The organism is Rhizobium sp. BE258, assembly GCF_031457345.1.
GTDB lineage: Bacteria > Pseudomonadota > Alphaproteobacteria > Rhizobiales > Rhizobiaceae > Rhizobium.
Genome location: NZ_JAVDWL010000002.1, coordinates 547307 through 561477 on the forward strand (window position 1 = coordinate 547307; position 14171 = coordinate 561477).

Here is a 14171-nt window from a genome sequence, read left to right on the forward strand (position 1 = left end):
CCTCACCTTTCGAGATTGAGGCGGATCGCGACCGATCGCGCATGGGCGTCGAGGCCTTCGGACACCGCCAAGGCGATCGCCGCCGGGCCAAGCTCGCGCAACTGCTGCGGGCCAAGGCGCAGGATCGATGTGCGCTTGACGAAATCGAGCACTCCAAGGCCGGACGAGAAGCGCGCCGAACGCGCCGTCGGCAGCACGTGGTTGGAGCCGCCGACATAATCGCCGATCACTTCAGGCGTATGCGCGCCCATGAAGATCGCGCCGGCATTGCGAATGCCCGGGAGAAGCGCATCGGGATCGACGACCGCCAGCTCCAGATGCTCGGGCGCGATGCGGTTTGCGAGCGGAATGGCGTCCTTCAGATCCTTGACGAGGATGACGGCACCGAAATCACGCCAGCTGGCGGCAGCGGTCTCGGCGCGGTTCAGCGTCTTCAGCTGGCGCTCGACGGCGGCTTCGACAGCCTTGGCGAATGCGGCATCATCGGTGGCGAGGATCGCCTGCGAGCTCGCGTCATGTTCGGCCTGCGCCAGAAGATCGGCAGCGATCCAGTCCGGATTGTTGTCCTTGTCGGCAATGACCAGCACTTCCGATGGTCCGGCGATCATGTCGATGCCGACAGTGCCGAACACATGGCGCTTGGCGGCCGCGACATATGCATTACCGGGGCCGGTGATCTTGGCAACGGGGGCGATGGTTTCCGTGCCATAGGCAAGTGCGGCGATCGCCTGCGCGCCGCCGACACGGTAGATCTCGGAAACGCCTGCGAGCTTCGCAGCTGCCAGTACCGCCGGATTGACGACGCCGCCGGTTGCCGGAACGGCGATGACGATGCGATCGACGCCCGCGACCTTGGCCGGAACGGCGTTCATCAGCACCGAACTGGGGTAGCTCGCCGTACCGCCTGGAACATAGAGGCCGACGGCTTCGATTGCCGTCCAGCGCGAACCGAGGCCGACGCCCATGGTGTCTTCGTAGATATCGTCTTTCGGCAGCTGGCGGGCATGATGGGATTCGATGCGGACGGCGGCGACCTTCAACGCGCCCAGCACTTCGGCCGGGACCGCCTCGACGGCAGCGTCGATCTCGGCTTCGGTGACGCGCATCGGTACCTTGGCATAATCGATACCATCGAATTTCTTCGAATATTCGGCAAGGGCCACGTCGCCGCGGGCGCGCACGTCATCGATGATGGCGCGCACCGCGATGTTGACGTCTTCGGAGACCTCGCGCTTGGTGGTCAGAAAAGCGGCGAAACGCTGCTCGAAACCATCCGATGCCTGATCCAGCCAGATTGCCACGCTCAATTTCCTTCCAAACCAACGCTAAACATCAAACCGCGCAGAGACGATCGTCAAGCGCCCGGATGGCGCGGCTTGGAGGCGGTTTCCCATGCTCCGCCGATATCTGCAAGCTGAACTTCGATGCATTCGACATCGAGAACGATCTCGGCCGCACCTGACAGCGTGATTTCGATCGTGCCTTCGGGGCCCTCGCCCTTCGGCTCGAAGACGACCGACAGCAGCGACAGCACTTCGTCGCGGCGCTTGCGGTCGATGCCGGTGGAGCGGACGGCGAGAACGCGCTTGAAAACGAGGGCAGCGCGGCGGCGCTCGAAGCCCTTGCGCTTACCGCCAGCCTCTTCCCAGACGAAGCGGTTAGCGGCGAAGGCAAACTGGCCGTCCTTGGGGGACCAGGCGATGTCGCCGACCTTGAAAACGGCGTCCTGCAGATGCGCGGAGACCACAGCAAGGTCTTCACTGTCGAGTGCAAGAAGCTTCAGATCGGTCATGCAGGCTGTACCCCCGGTCGATGATGCCGCATCGCCGGTATGGCGATGCGTTAGACAAGGGAAATAGGACGCCTGAGGGCAATGCGCAACAGCTATGCCGCAATGCCCGCAGGGGAAAGCAAAGGGCGGAAACCGCCCTTCCCTTATTCGCTGACGCGTTCGACGATGGCGCCGCAGCGGGTGAGCTTTTCTTCCAGACGCTCGAAGCCGCGATCGAGGTGATAGACGCGCGACACCATGGTCTCACCTTCAGCGGCAAGACCGGCGATGACGAGTGAGACGGAAGCGCGCAGATCTGTCGCCATAACAGGCGCACCCTTGAGCCGCTGAACGCCTTCGATTTTCGCCGTCTGGCCGGACAGAGAAATCTTGGCGCCGAGGCGGGCCAGTTCCTGCACGTGCATGAAGCGGTTTTCGAAGATGGTTTCGGTGACATGCGAGACGCCGGACGAACGGGTCATCAGCGCCATGAACTGCGCCTGCAGGTCGGTCGGGAAGCCCGGGAAGGGATCGGTGACGACATCGACGGGCTTGATGCCGGCGCCATTGCGCTTGATGCGCACGCCGCTGTTGGTCGCCGACACATCGGCACCGGCGCGGCGCAGCGTTTCGAATGCGGTTTCGAGCAGCGCCATGTCGGTGTTTTCGAGAACGACGTCACCACCGGTCATGGCAACGGCCATGGCATAGGTGCCGGTTTCGATACGGTCCGGCAGAACCCGGTGGCGGGCGCCCGAGAGCGACTGCACGCCTTCGATGGTGATCGTCGGCGTGCCGGCACCGGTGATCTTGGCGCCCATGGCGATCAGGCAGTTGGCGAGATCGACGACTTCAGGCTCGCGGGCGGCATTGCCGATGACAGTCGTGCCGCGGGCAAGCGTTGCCGCCATCATCATCACATGGGTGGCGCCGACCGAAACCTTCGGGAAGGTGTACTTGGCGCCGATCAGGCCGCCCTTCGGCGCCGTCGCGTTGATGTAACCGCTATCGATTTCCAGGTTGGCGCCGAGCGCCGTCAGGCCTTCGAGGAAGAGATCGACAGGACGCGTGCCGATGGCGCAACCGCCCGGCAGCGAAACGCGGCACTGTCCCTCGCGCGCCAGAAGCGGACCGATGACCCAGAAGGAGGCGCGCATCTTCGAGACCAGCTCGTAAGGGGCGGTCGTATCGACGATAGTGCGGCAGGTGAAATGGATGGTGCGCGAATAGGCATCGTCCTGGCGCTCGCGGCGGCCGTTGACGGCAACGTCGACGCCGTGATTGCCGAGGATGCGCATGAGCAGCTCGACATCGGCCAGATGCGGCACGTTTTCGAGCGTCAGCGTGTCGCTGGTCAGCAGAGACGCGATCATCAGCGGCAGTGCGGCATTCTTGGCGCCGGAAATCGGGATGATGCCGTTAAGCTCATTCCCGCCGACAATTCTGATACGATCCATGGGGCTTACGGGCTGCGCCCGCCTTTCCTGAAAGTTCTGCCTTTAAAAGGGATGGGGGTCTTTAGACGAATTCCCGCGACGCTTCAATTCGCCGCGGAGCCAACATTACGATTCGTCCATTTTTGCGGCAGGCAGGCCAATCGTCTCGTCTGCCTGCCCGGAACGGCGCGCCCGGACCTGCTGCTTGCGCCTCGAAAGATTTTCCCGGAGTTTTTCCGCAGCCCGCTCGCGCCTCAGCCGCGCCTGCTCCTCGATTGCCGCCTTGCGGCCATTTACAGGCTTTTCGCTATTGTCTTCCATGCATTCTGCTTAGCGGATTCCCGCTCCCGCCAAAAGGCCTTCCTCGTTAATCCACGTGAAGTTCGAAATTGCGGCTTGCGCTTGTCCGGAACCTGTGGCAATAGGCGCCCCGTCCACGCAACACAGCCTGATGGCTCGAAGCGTTCCTGGTCCTGCTGCCGTAGCTCAGTGGTAGAGCACACCCTTGGTAAGGGTGAGGTCGGTGGTTCAATCCCACTCGGCAGCACCAGTTTTTCTTCAGATAATCCACAAACCCCCGGCTTAGGCTTAGGCTGATCCTGCACGGTCACCTGGAATGTGCCGTCGCCAACATGAATGGCGGCACCGCTCCGACAAAGCAATTTATCAAGTTTCAGACCTCCCCCTTTTCTTTGACTTGTTGCCCCATAGTTAAATCCCTGTCGCCGAAAGGCTTTTTGGATAGGAGTGGGGATAAATGGGTGCTTCGATACTGATCGGTATTCTGATCACGTTTCTCGTCATCATTCTCGTATTGTACTTGGTTCAACGCCTGCCGATCGATGGCCGCACACGGCAGATCGTGCAGATTATCGTGATCATCATCGGTATTGTGTCGCTGCTGAAATACCTAGCTGTCTTCTAGGATCCGGGGGCCCGGCTTTTGCCGGGCCACAATTCCCGCACGGAGCACGGCCACACGTTCGCCCTCGGCATCTCCTCCAATGTGAGATGGCCGATCTGGCCAAGTTCAGTTCAAATCCCCCATTGCCCCGCCAAAATAACCCGCTAATATACTCTCAGCACGAGCCTCTCGGGAGGAACACGAGGGGCGTTGTGCGCGTTTGGCGTAAACACTGGAGGAATACGCCTATGGCAACTGACAGATGGGATAGTCCGGTCAAGGTCGGCTTCGAGGATACCGATGCCCGTACCGTCAACGGTCCGTTCGATGCATTGAAGTGCCTTGCCGATCTCTGGCCCGCGGCGCGCGGTCTGCGCTATCTGAAAGCCCGCAGCACCTGCCGTGCAGCACTTGATGGCCGCAAGACGGCGGAAGAGGCGCGGCTCGAGTTTGTGGCAGCGGCCGAAGAGGCGAAGCTCAGGCTTCACTGACCGGCGACAGCTTCGGCCCTAAACAGCGACCCTGACGGCGGCGTGCCGGAACGGGACGGCTGTTTATTTTCATTTAACCAACGGTGAAGGACGGACTGGATAGGCCAAGTATTGCCGTTGCGCGCCGGCGCAGGCCGACAATAAAACATCGGCAGCCATCATGATGATGGTCAGAGGCTCGTCACCCTCTGCTTATGCAGACGAGCCTCGAACAGAGATAATTTGCGGAAATACTTCGAATATTTCACGCTTTCAGCAGCCGGTATCGCTCTGGCTTTCGACTTCCACATAGCCGACGCCCATGATCGTACCATCAGGCGCGCGGATGAAGGACGGCACGTAATGCGCCTCGGCCGGCTGGCAGGCGACGGTGCTGGTATATTCGTTGAGCGCGATCTGATCCTGCGGCAGAGCCGAGTAATAATCGACATCGGTTTCCAGAGAGGCGGATGCGGGAATGGCAAATGCGGCGGAGGCAATTAAAAGGGCTGGAACCCCCATACGGATAAACGTCCTCATGACTCTCTCCAGCGTTGAAATCCGCCCAATCAACCCTTGAAGGGCGGCTTTGGTTCCCCGCTTTTCTTCGCACGATTTCACGCGCACTTGCCGGAACTTTTCGGGCAAGCGGACTGTTCAATAGGGTTGAAAACAACGTGGCCGGACGAAGTAGAATTAATCATGAAAACACTGATGCTGATCATCGTCGCGCTCATGGTGGCATCCGTTCTCAGTATTCTCGTCATCAAGCCCTTCGAGCAGGGCGGCAGCAACGATGACACGCCGCCGAAAACGATACAGCAGCCGGAGCCGAAGTAGCGCACCACTCTGCCCCCGCAAATTTCAACGCTCTCTACTTGGCGAAGCGGATCTTTGGCGCCATATCAATGAAGGGGTCGAAGGGGGCAACTCTCATGTTCAAGGTCATCGTTCCGGTTTTCACCGCCGCCGCCATACTGGTGGCCTGTAGCGCTGCCGATAGCGGCGCCGGGCCGACGCCCATCCCGGGCAGCCTCACCTATGGCGGCCCTGCCCGCTCCAAGCTGACGAAATCGCCGCCCGGCAGCTATGTCTATAACAGCTTCTACAATTCGAGCGGCCAGAAGGTGCAGGAGACCTATATTCTGCAGCCGGACAGGACGCTGAAGCTGACGCGCCAGGAAGTGGTTTCCGACTTCGTCTACTGACGCGCGCTTGACAGGAATCACTATCAAGAACATTCAAGGAACGTCTTATTTGTCCGTGCCGCTCTTGCGCGCGGGCGCCAACCGGACGGCTGGATGTATCTCGAAAAGCTCAACCCGCAACAGCGCATGGCCGTGGAGCATGGGACCCTCATCGAGGGGAGCCATGTCGCGGGACCGCTGCTGGTCATTGCCGGCGCCGGTTCCGGCAAGACCAATACCTTGGCGCACCGTGTCGCGCATCTGATCGTCAAGGGCGCCGATCCGCGCCGCATCCTGCTGATGACCTTCTCGCGCCGGGCCGCCTCCGAGATGGCGCGGCGCGTCGAGCGCATTTGCGCCGAAGTGCTCGGCGCCAATTCCGGCATCATGGCCGATGCGCTCGCCTGGAGCGGCACGTTTCACGGTATCGGCGCGCGGCTGTTGCGCGACTATGCAGAGCAGATCGGTGTCGATCCGGCCTTCACAATCCACGACCGCGAAGACAGCGCCGACCTGATGAACATCATCCGGCACGATCTCGGCTTCTCGAAGACAGAGAACCGCTTCCCGACCAAGGGGACGTGCCTGGCGATCTATTCGCGAGTGGTCAATTCGGAGGGTGAGCTGCCGCTGGTGCTGCGCGATGCCTTTCCCTGGTGCGCCACCTGGGAGAACCAGCTGCGCGATCTCTTCGGCGCTTATGTCGAGGCCAAGCAGGCGCAGAACGTGCTCGATTACGACGACCTGCTGCTCTACTGGGCGCAGATGGTTGCAGAGCCAATGATTGCCGAGGATATCGGCAGCCGCTTCGATCATGTTCTGGTCGACGAATATCAGGATACCAACCGGCTGCAGTCCTCTATTCTGCTGGCGTTGAAGCCGGGCGGACACGGCCTGACCGTCGTCGGCGACGATGCGCAGTCGATCTATTCCTTCCGCGCCGCGACGGTGCGCAACATTCTCGACTTCCCGGCCTCGTTCACGCCTGCCGCCAATATCGTGACGCTCGACCGGAATTACCGCTCGACACAGCCGATCCTGGCGGCCGCCAATGCCGTCATCGACCTTGCCTCTGAGCGTTTCACCAAGAACCTCTGGACGGAGCGGCAATCGGCCGAGCGGCCGCGCCTGGTGACCGTTCGCGACGAGGCCGATCAGGCGCGCTTCGTCGCCGACAAGGTGCTGGAGAACCGCGAGGAAGGCGTCAAGCTGAAGAGCCAGGCGGTGCTGTTTCGTGCCTCGCATCACAGCGGCGCGCTGGAGGTGGAGCTCACCCGGCGCAACATTCCCTTCGTCAAATTCGGCGGGCTGAAGTTTTTGGACAGCGCGCATGTCAAGGACATGCTCGCGGCGCTGCGCTTTGCGCTCAATCCGCGCGATCGCGTTGCCGGGTTCCGGCTGATGCAGATCCTGCCGGGCGTCGGCCCCTCGACGGCGCAAAAGACGCTTGATCACATGGCCGCCGATCCGAGCCCGATCCAGGCGCTTGCCGAACTGGCCGCACCGCCGCGCTCGGGCGACGATTGGACGGCTTTCGTGTCCGTCATGCAGGAGCTGAAGACCGGCAAGGCGGGGTGGCCTGCCGAAATCGGGCTGGTGCGCGAATGGTATCAGCCGCATCTGGAACGGCTGCATGAGGATGCCTCGACGCGTCAAGCCGACCTGCTGCAGCTCGAGCAGATTGCAGCGGGTTATCCTTCCCGCGAACGCTTCCTGACGGAACTGACGCTCGATCCTCCGGACGCGACCAGCGATCAGGCTGGCGTGCCGCTGCTCGACGAGGATTATCTGACCCTTTCCACTATCCATTCGGCCAAGGGTCAGGAATGGACCAAGGTGTTCATGCTGAACGTGGTGGACGGCTGCATCCCCTCCGACCTCGCGGTCGGCAGCAGTGCGGAGATCGAGGAAGAACGGCGGCTGCTTTACGTTGCGATGACGCGGGCCAAGGACAATCTCGATCTCGTCGTGCCGCAGCGCTTCTTCACCCACGGACAGAATGCCCAGGGCGACCGGCATGTCTATGCCTCCCGCACCCGCTTCATCCCGGCAACGCTGCTGCAATTCTTCGAGGTCTGCGGCTGGCAGCAAGCAAAGGCCGAAACGGCGGCCAGCCAGCAGGCGCGCCAGGTGCGGATCGATGTCGGCGCACGCATGCGCGGCATGTGGCGCTAAAGCGCCAAGGGCTCGACGCGGCCGAAAAACGGCTCAAGGGCTTCAGGGCCGACCGCCGAGACATCCGCCGGTTTCCATTTCGGATTGCGATCCTTGTCAATAACGGCGGCGCGGACGCCCTCATAGAAGTCGGGCGTCTTCAGGATCTGCATGCAGGCAGCCAGTTCCCGGTTCAGGCATTCTGCCAGGCTGGCGCTCGCCCTGCCCGTCCGCAGCAGCCGCAGCGTCAGCTTCAGGCTGGTCGGCGAGCGTTTGGCGATGACGGTGCGCGTCTCGGCGGCGAAGGCTCCCTCCTCTGCCGCCAGCGCAGTCAGAATGTCTTCCACACTGTCGAAGCGGAAAGCGCGGTCGATGATCGCCCGGTTGTGTTCCAGATGACCGGCATGGGGGTGATTGGCGAGATGTTTCAGCAGGGCATCGACGGTGGTCGAGGACGAGCCAACGGGCATACGGGCCAGCGCATCGATCATCTCGGGCAGGCGCCCGGAGGCGATCTTGACGTCGGCGAGGCCCGCATAGAGTGCATCCGTGGCATTCATTTCCAGACCGGTCAGCCCTGCCCAGGTGCCGGTTTCGCCGGGCATGCGCGGCAGCAGCCATGTGGCTCCGACATCCGGGAAATAGCCAATCCCGGTTTCCGGCATGGCGAGCCGCGTACGCTCGGTGACGACCCGGTGGCGGCCATGCGCCGATAGGCCGACGCCGCCGCCCATGGTGATGCCGTCCATGACGGCGATATAGGGCTTGGGGAAATTGCCGATGCGGTGGTTGAGCGCGAATTCCTCGCGCCAGAAGGTCTCGGCCTCCTCTGAGCCCGCAAGGCCGCTCTGGTGGAGGGCGCGGATATCGCCGCCGGCGCAAAAGCCGCGCTCGCCCTCTCCGGTGACGACGATGCTCGCAACCGAAGGATCGGCCTCAAACTCGTCGAGCGCCGCGTCCAGCATGCGCACCATGATCAGCGTCAGGCTGTTCAGCGCCTTGGGACGGTTGAGGCGGATGATGCCCGCGCTGCCGCGCCGTTCGATGAAGACTTCCCGGTCGGATGTTTTGTGCATGGTCGCCGCGCCTTTGTTGATCAGATATCAATAGACAGGCGCGGCACTTCGTTCCAGTGGGATCAGTAAGGCAGCATCGCGTGCAGAGGTTCCTGGCCGATCATCAGGCCGTCGCGCTGCAGCGCATAGTCGATCGCCGCATCGAGCTTCAGCGGTCGCGAGAAATGGTAGCCCTGCGCCAGCCGCACGCCCATCGCCCGAAGACCGTCGGCAACCTCTTCGCTCTCCACGCCTTCGGCAACCGATGCGATGCCGAGGTTCTGGCAGAGATTGGCGACGGAGCGGGTGATGTTCATCGAGCGGATATCGCGATCGAAATTCATCACGAAGGCCTTGTCGATCTTCAGCTTGTCGAAGGCGAGACGATGGATGTGGCTGAGGCTGGAGAAGCCGGTGCCGAAATCGTCGAGCGCGATCGAGATGCCGGCGGCGCGCAGGACGCCGATGACCTGGTCGGCCGTATCGAAATCGGAAAGCAGCGCCGTCTCGGTGATCTCGAACTCGATACGCTTGGGATCGACGCCGGAGCGATGGATCATCGCCAAAAGCGTCATCGACGTTTCGTGGTCGCAAATGTCGCGGGCCGAAAGGTTGAACGACAGGCGCAGATGATCGGGGATCTGCTTCAGCGCGTCGAGCGCCTGACCGAACAGCACGCGGGTCATCCGGCCGATGACGGCCGTGCGCTCGGCGGCTGGAATGAAGGCATCGGGGCTAATGCGGCCGAAGCGGGCGCTGTCCCAGCGCGCCAAGGCCTCGTAGCCGACGACGCGGCCGCTCTTGAGCTCGATGATCGGCTGATATTCGAGCGACAGTTCGCTGGCGAAATCGTTGGCCTGCAGCTCAAGCTCGATGAGATAGCGCTGGGTTAGTATCTTCTCGTGTTCAGCCGAGAAGAATTCGACGCCGCCGCGGCGCTTGCTCTTCACCTGATAGAGCGCGAAGTCGGCCTTCTCGTAGAGATCTTCGGCGGAGAGATCGCCACCCTCGGGATAGACGATGCCGCAGGATCCGGAGACGCGCACCGAACCGTCGGGAATTTCGAAGGCTTCGTGAACGGAGGCGCAGAGAGCCTGGCCGAGATCGGCGGTGGCCCTGCGGCTGATACCTTGTGGAAAGATGATACCGAACTCATCGCCGCCGAGACGGGAAACCACAGCCTCGCTGCCGGCAAGCGCGGTGAAGCGGCGCGCGGTTTCCTTGAGCACGAGATCGCCCGCCGAATGGCCGAAGATATCGTTGACGGGCTTGAAGCCGTCGAGGTCGATGATGCCGATAACCGGCGGCTCCTTCGGCTGCTCTTGCAGCATGCGTTCGAGCGACAGGAAGAAGCTGCGGCGATTGGCAAGGCCGGTCAATTGATCCTGAAGCGCATTGCGGCTGTTGACGAGGTTCAGCTCATGCGCTTCGGCCTGCTTCTTCTCCAGCTCCTCGGTCATCTGCACGAGACCGGCGAAATTCTGGAAGTAGCTGTTGATCACCCGCAGGAACGGAAGGATCAGGAACAGACCGCTGACGGCGGTGGCGATGAAGACAGGATTTCCTGACGACAGGAAGGTCAGCACCATGGCCGTGAAGGTGATGACCGTGGTGATCATCGCCGCGACCGGCAGGTGCATGAGACAGAAGACGCAGGAGATGCCCGTTACGACGAGGAAGTAGGCGATCTGGCCCTGCTGATAGGCATTGCCGTAGCTGTAGAGCGCGACGGCCCAGGCGCCGAAGGCGATGGTGAGAATGCAGGAGCCGGCGATCGTCACGCGCATCACCTTGTATGCGCGCTCAGGCGTGACGTTTTCCTTGCCGTTGATCTCCCACCAGCAGAGGCGGAACAGGCAGGCGACACTGAGGCCGGTCGGGATATAGAGCGACAGCCAGAGCGGCGCGGTCTTGATGTGGGTGATCGCGACAGCCAGCGAATTGATGATCAGCAGGACATAGAGAATCGGGATCTGTGTCGACAGAGCCTGAAACTGTGCCATCAAGAACTTCGGGTTGTCTTTTTGCAGCCGTAGCGAAGCGATGAAGCTTTTCATTGTCCCTTTTCCCTTGGCCATAAAACAGCCAGAGAAAGCTTGATTTTTTCTTATTTACGCCGGCCCTAGCCCTCTATCCTCAGACAGATGGTAAACACCATGTTAGCGCGATCAGAACGATGCGGCGGCGAGTTCGCGATAGATGCCCTGAAGATCGCCGACGCGGCGCTGGGTCAGTTCCAATTCCCAATCGAGCGCGCTGCGAACGATGGTTTCCAGCGAGTCATGCTTCGGAGCCCAATCGAGCAGGCGTCGCGCCAGCGTTGCATCGGCAACGACGCTGGCGGAATCGCCCGGGCGGCGTGGCGCCATGTGGATCTTGAACGAGTGGCCGTGGACACGCGTGACCATGTTCAGCACATCGAGAACGGAATAGCCCGAGCCGTAACCGCAATTGGCGACCAGCGAGCCCTTGCCCTTGCGCAGGTGCTGCAGCGCCTTCAGGTGCGCCTCGGCGAGATCGGTGACGTGGATGTAGTCGCGTACACCGGTGCCATCATGCGTTGGATAGTCGATGCCATAGACGGCGACGCTGTCGCGCTTGCCGAGAGCCGCTTCGCAAGCGACCTTGATCAGATGCGTCGCGCCATTGGTGGACTGACCGGCGCGACCCTCGGGATCGGCACCCGCAACATTGAAATAGCGAAGGGCCACGTAGTCGAAGTCATAGGCTGCAGCCGCATCGCGCAGCATGAACTCGGTCATCAGCTTCGACTGGCCGTAAGGGTTTTCCGGATTGAGGCTGGCGGTCTCCTTGACCGGATCGGAACTCGGCTGCGGTCCATAGACAGCAGCGGTCGATGAGAAGACGAAATGGCGTACGCCGGCTTCGATAGACGCGCTGAGCAACGCGCGCGTCTTGCCGGAATTGTTGTCGTAATAGGAGAGCGGATCTGAAACCGACACCGGTACGACGGCGGAACCGGCGAAATGGATGATGGCCTCTATGTCGTTTTCGATGAAGATCGTCCGCAGAATATCGGGATCGGCAACATCGCCGAGATAGAAGCGGGCCGCAGGCGCAACCGCCCAGCGAAAGCCGGTCGATAGGCGATCGAGCACGACCACCTCTTCACCCGCCTCAAGCAGTGTCCAGACCATGTGGCTGCCGATATAGCCAGCGCCGCCCGTCACCAAGATTGCCATGTCCCGCATTCCCTGTTTTATCGCACAGGGGCATCAGACGGGTTTTCCCTTTCGGATTTTCTTATCGAAGGCCCGTTTTGGGCCGTTCCGGCGGGTAAGTTTGCGGCTGTGGTTAGAGGCTGATTTCGGCTTTCGCTACAATTTTATCGAACCGGCCAAACACGGGGCAGATGCCCGGCTGATGGCGCCGGGCATTCCGATCTCAGCGGCTCATGATGTAGTCGCAAAGACGCTCGGCGGCGGTGCGAACCTGGGCCGGATCGCGCAGGAAACAGGCGCGCAGGAAGAGTTCGCCGCCCGCGCCGAAAGCCGCACCCGGCGCCAGGCCGACACCGGTCTTGTCGACGATATCGATCGCAGCCTTGCGGCTGTCGGTAACGCCGTCGATCTTGAGGAACGCATAGAGAGCGCCATCGGGCTTCAGCGTCTCGACGCGATTGGTGGCAATCAGGGCGTCGCAGAGGATATCGCGGGCTTCGGTGGCCTTGCGAATGTTGGCGGCGACGAAATCATCGCCGTGGTTGAGCGCTGCGACGGCGCCCTTCTGCATGAACTGCGCAACGCCCGAGGTCGAATACTGGATCAGGTTTTCCAGCACCTGCCCGGTTTCCGGCGGGCCGACGATCCAGCCGACGCGCCAGCCGGTCATCGACCAGTTCTTAGAAAAGGAATTGACGAAGAAGATCTTGTCGCCCGGTTCCATGACGTCGAAGAACGAAGGCGCGCGGCCGCCAGCGTAGAAGTAGCGGGCATAGATCTCGTCGGCCATGATCCAGAGACCGTGCTTGCGGGCGATCTCGAGAATCTGTGCCAGATCCTGCTTCGTCGCCGTCCAGCCCGTCGGGTTCGACGGCGTGTTGACGAAGAGGCCCTTGGTCTTCGGCGTGATCGCGGCCTCGATGCGGTCGAGATCGACCGCCCATTTGCCGCCTTCGAACTGAAGTTCGACGCCCACCGAACGGGCGCCGGCGATTTCAAGCGCGGCTGCTATATTCGGCCAGGCGGGCGTCAGATAGGCGATCTCGTCGCCCGGCGAGGTCATCGCCTGCACGGCAATCTGGATCGCCTGCATGCCGGAACCGGTGACATAGAAATGTTCCGGAGAGAGCGTCACACCGAAATGACGGCCATAGTAGTCGGAAAGCGCCTGGCGCAGTTCGGGAATGCCGCGCTGCCAGGTGTAGAAGGTCTCACCGGCCGCCAGCGCATCCATCGCAGCCTTGCTGATGAAATCGGGGGTCGGCAGATCACCTTCGCCGACCCAAAGGGGCAGCAGGCCTTCGCGGCCGCGGGCATAATTGACGACTTCGACGATCCCGCTTTCGGGTGCCGTGATGGCGCGCGGGCTGAGGCTATTGACGATCGACATGAAGGACTCCGGTTTTGGCCTTCATAGAACAAAACCAGGCGCAAATCCCAATGAGAATGCGTGATGTCACATCGATTTTCGTGATGGATGGAGCCCTGCCTGACAGCAGGGCTCGAAGGCGCTGAAATCAGGCCGGACGCTTGGCCAGAAGATCGCGGATTTCCGTCAGCAGCGCCACGTCTGCCGGCGGCGGCGCGTCTTCCGCGGCCTTCTCCTCGTTACGCTCGATCTGCTTGCGCAGCATGTTTACGGCCTTGACCATCAGGAAGATGATCCATGCGAGGATGAGGAAGTTGATGAGGACGGTGATGAAATTGCCATAGGCAAAGACAGCGCCCTGCGCGCGGGCGGCAGCCAGCGTCGGAGCGTTGACGGCCGATGAGAGACCAATGAAATAGTTCGAGAAGTCGAAGCCGCCGAAGATGGCGCCGACGATCGGCATGATGATGTCGTCGACAAGCGACTTGACGATACCGCCGAAAGCGCCGCCGATAATGACACCGACCGCAAGGTCCATGACGTTACCGCGGGCAATAAACGCTTTGAATTCGTTGAGCATCCGATCTGTCTCCCTCTGATGCGCACTCACTGACAGTCCGTGGTTTATTAGCTACATGTCCGC

General features: G+C 61.5%; 15 protein-coding genes and 1 tRNA gene. 6 read left to right on the forward strand and 10 right to left on the reverse strand.

Translation table 11 applies throughout. The annotated features are described in order from the left end of the window. Positions 1-2: 2 nt before the first annotated feature. The 4 genes from hisD to J2X43_RS07960 all read right to left on the reverse strand — a co-directional run bounded on the left by hisD (position 3) and on the right by J2X43_RS07960 (position 3528). On the reverse strand, positions 3-1301 hold the full coding sequence (gene hisD, locus J2X43_RS07945; protein ID WP_310293031.1) for a histidinol dehydrogenase: 1299 nt from the start codon (positions 1299-1301) through the stop codon (positions 3-5). A gap of 53 nt (positions 1302-1354) precedes the next feature. Beyond that, positions 1355-1792, reverse strand: a complete 438-nt coding sequence (locus tag J2X43_RS07950) for a DUF2948 family protein (protein WP_310293033.1) — start codon at positions 1790-1792, stop codon at positions 1355-1357. A 143-nt stretch (positions 1793-1935) separates the two neighbouring features. Further along, positions 1936-3228, reverse strand: coding sequence for a UDP-N-acetylglucosamine 1-carboxyvinyltransferase (gene murA / locus J2X43_RS07955; RefSeq protein WP_112387548.1), 1293 nt, complete (start codon positions 3226-3228; stop codon positions 1936-1938). Positions 3229-3333: 105 nt separating this feature from the next. Further along, a complete protein-coding gene (locus J2X43_RS07960) occupies positions 3334-3528 on the reverse strand; it encodes a hypothetical protein (RefSeq protein WP_310293036.1) in 195 nt (64 codons plus the stop codon). Positions 3529-3682: 154 nt separating this feature from the next. On the opposite strand from J2X43_RS07960, the gene J2X43_RS07965 reads away from it, so the two are divergent. From J2X43_RS07965 to J2X43_RS07975, 3 genes are all read left to right on the forward strand, one after another. Next, a tRNA-Thr gene (locus J2X43_RS07965) sits at positions 3683-3757 on the forward strand. A gap of 207 nt (positions 3758-3964) precedes the next feature. Beyond that, positions 3965-4132 (forward strand): Thivi_2564 family membrane protein, encoded by a 168-nt coding sequence (locus tag J2X43_RS07970; protein ID WP_112387546.1) that lies wholly within the window; start codon positions 3965-3967, stop codon positions 4130-4132. A gap of 227 nt (positions 4133-4359) precedes the next feature. Beyond that, a complete protein-coding gene (locus tag J2X43_RS07975) occupies positions 4360-4602 on the forward strand; it encodes a DUF982 domain-containing protein (RefSeq protein WP_112387545.1) in 243 nt (80 codons plus the stop codon). Between the two features lie 252 nt (positions 4603-4854). On the opposite strand, the gene J2X43_RS07980 is transcribed toward J2X43_RS07975, so the two are convergent. Further along, positions 4855-5121, reverse strand: a complete 267-nt coding sequence (locus tag J2X43_RS07980) for a hypothetical protein (protein ID WP_310293038.1) — start codon at positions 5119-5121, stop codon at positions 4855-4857. Between the two features lie 162 nt (positions 5122-5283). On the opposite strand from J2X43_RS07980, the gene J2X43_RS07985 reads away from it, so the two are divergent. From J2X43_RS07985 to J2X43_RS07995, 3 genes are all read left to right on the forward strand, one after another. Beyond that, positions 5284-5421 (forward strand): hypothetical protein, encoded by a 138-nt coding sequence (locus J2X43_RS07985; RefSeq protein WP_162698714.1) that lies wholly within the window; start codon positions 5284-5286, stop codon positions 5419-5421. Positions 5422-5516: 95 nt separating this feature from the next. After that, complete coding sequence (locus J2X43_RS07990) at positions 5517-5789, forward strand: hypothetical protein (protein WP_310293044.1); 273 nt, start codon at positions 5517-5519, stop codon at positions 5787-5789. Positions 5790-5882: 93 nt separating this feature from the next. Next, a complete protein-coding gene (locus J2X43_RS07995) occupies positions 5883-7943 on the forward strand; it encodes an ATP-dependent helicase (RefSeq protein ID WP_310293047.1) in 2061 nt (686 codons plus the stop codon). On the opposite strand, the gene J2X43_RS08000 is transcribed toward J2X43_RS07995, so the two are convergent. The 5 genes from J2X43_RS08000 to mscL form a co-directional block, all read right to left on the reverse strand. Then, positions 7940-8998, reverse strand: a complete 1059-nt coding sequence (locus J2X43_RS08000) for an enoyl-CoA hydratase/isomerase family protein (RefSeq protein WP_310293050.1) — start codon at positions 8996-8998, stop codon at positions 7940-7942. The two genes, J2X43_RS07995 and J2X43_RS08000, sit on opposite strands and share 4 nt — an antisense overlap. Positions 8999-9060: 62 nt before the next feature. After that, complete coding sequence (locus J2X43_RS08005; RefSeq protein ID WP_310293053.1) at positions 9061-11034, reverse strand: EAL domain-containing protein; 1974 nt, start codon at positions 11032-11034, stop codon at positions 9061-9063. 111 nt (positions 11035-11145) lie between these two features. Further along, a complete protein-coding gene (gene galE, locus J2X43_RS08010) occupies positions 11146-12180 on the reverse strand; it encodes a UDP-glucose 4-epimerase GalE (protein WP_112387703.1) in 1035 nt (344 codons plus the stop codon). 202 nt (positions 12181-12382) lie between these two features. Next, entirely contained in the window at positions 12383-13549 is a 1167-nt protein-coding gene (locus J2X43_RS08015; protein ID WP_310293056.1) for a pyridoxal phosphate-dependent aminotransferase, read from the reverse strand. A gap of 127 nt (positions 13550-13676) precedes the next feature. After that, a complete protein-coding gene (gene mscL / locus J2X43_RS08020) occupies positions 13677-14108 on the reverse strand; it encodes a large conductance mechanosensitive channel protein MscL (RefSeq protein ID WP_112387538.1) in 432 nt (143 codons plus the stop codon). Between the last annotated feature and the right edge of the window lie 63 nt (positions 14109-14171).

What these genes read in the sequence shown, in the direction of transcription:
- J2X43_RS07950 (WP_310293033.1), bottom strand. Translation starts at nt 1,792, where the DNA reads ATGACCGATCTGAAGCTTCTTGCACTCGACAGTGAAGACCTTGCTGTG.
- murA (WP_112387548.1), bottom strand. Translation starts at nt 3,228, where the DNA reads ATGGATCGTATCAGAATTGTCGGCGGGAATGAGCTTAACGGCATCATC.
- J2X43_RS07960 (WP_310293036.1), bottom strand. Translation starts at nt 3,528, where the DNA reads ATGGAAGACAATAGCGAAAAGCCTGTAAATGGCCGCAAGGCGGCAATC.
- J2X43_RS07970 (WP_112387546.1), top strand. Translation starts at nt 3,965, where the DNA reads ATGGGTGCTTCGATACTGATCGGTATTCTGATCACGTTTCTCGTCATC.
- J2X43_RS07975 (WP_112387545.1), top strand. Translation starts at nt 4,360, where the DNA reads ATGGCAACTGACAGATGGGATAGTCCGGTCAAGGTCGGCTTCGAGGAT.
- J2X43_RS07980 (WP_310293038.1), bottom strand. Translation starts at nt 5,121, where the DNA reads ATGAGGACGTTTATCCGTATGGGGGTTCCAGCCCTTTTAATTGCCTCC.
- J2X43_RS07985 (WP_162698714.1), top strand. Translation starts at nt 5,284, where the DNA reads ATGAAAACACTGATGCTGATCATCGTCGCGCTCATGGTGGCATCCGTT.
- J2X43_RS07990 (WP_310293044.1), top strand. Translation starts at nt 5,517, where the DNA reads ATGTTCAAGGTCATCGTTCCGGTTTTCACCGCCGCCGCCATACTGGTG.
- J2X43_RS07995 (WP_310293047.1), top strand. Translation starts at nt 5,883, where the DNA reads ATGTATCTCGAAAAGCTCAACCCGCAACAGCGCATGGCCGTGGAGCAT.
- J2X43_RS08000 (WP_310293050.1), bottom strand. Translation starts at nt 8,998, where the DNA reads ATGCACAAAACATCCGACCGGGAAGTCTTCATCGAACGGCGCGGCAGC.
- J2X43_RS08005 (WP_310293053.1), bottom strand. Translation starts at nt 11,034, where the DNA reads ATGAAAAGCTTCATCGCTTCGCTACGGCTGCAAAAAGACAACCCGAAG.
- galE (WP_112387703.1), bottom strand. Translation starts at nt 12,180, where the DNA reads ATGGCAATCTTGGTGACGGGCGGCGCTGGCTATATCGGCAGCCACATG.
- J2X43_RS08015 (WP_310293056.1), bottom strand. Translation starts at nt 13,549, where the DNA reads ATGTCGATCGTCAATAGCCTCAGCCCGCGCGCCATCACGGCACCCGAA.
- mscL (WP_112387538.1), bottom strand. Translation starts at nt 14,108, where the DNA reads ATGCTCAACGAATTCAAAGCGTTTATTGCCCGCGGTAACGTCATGGAC.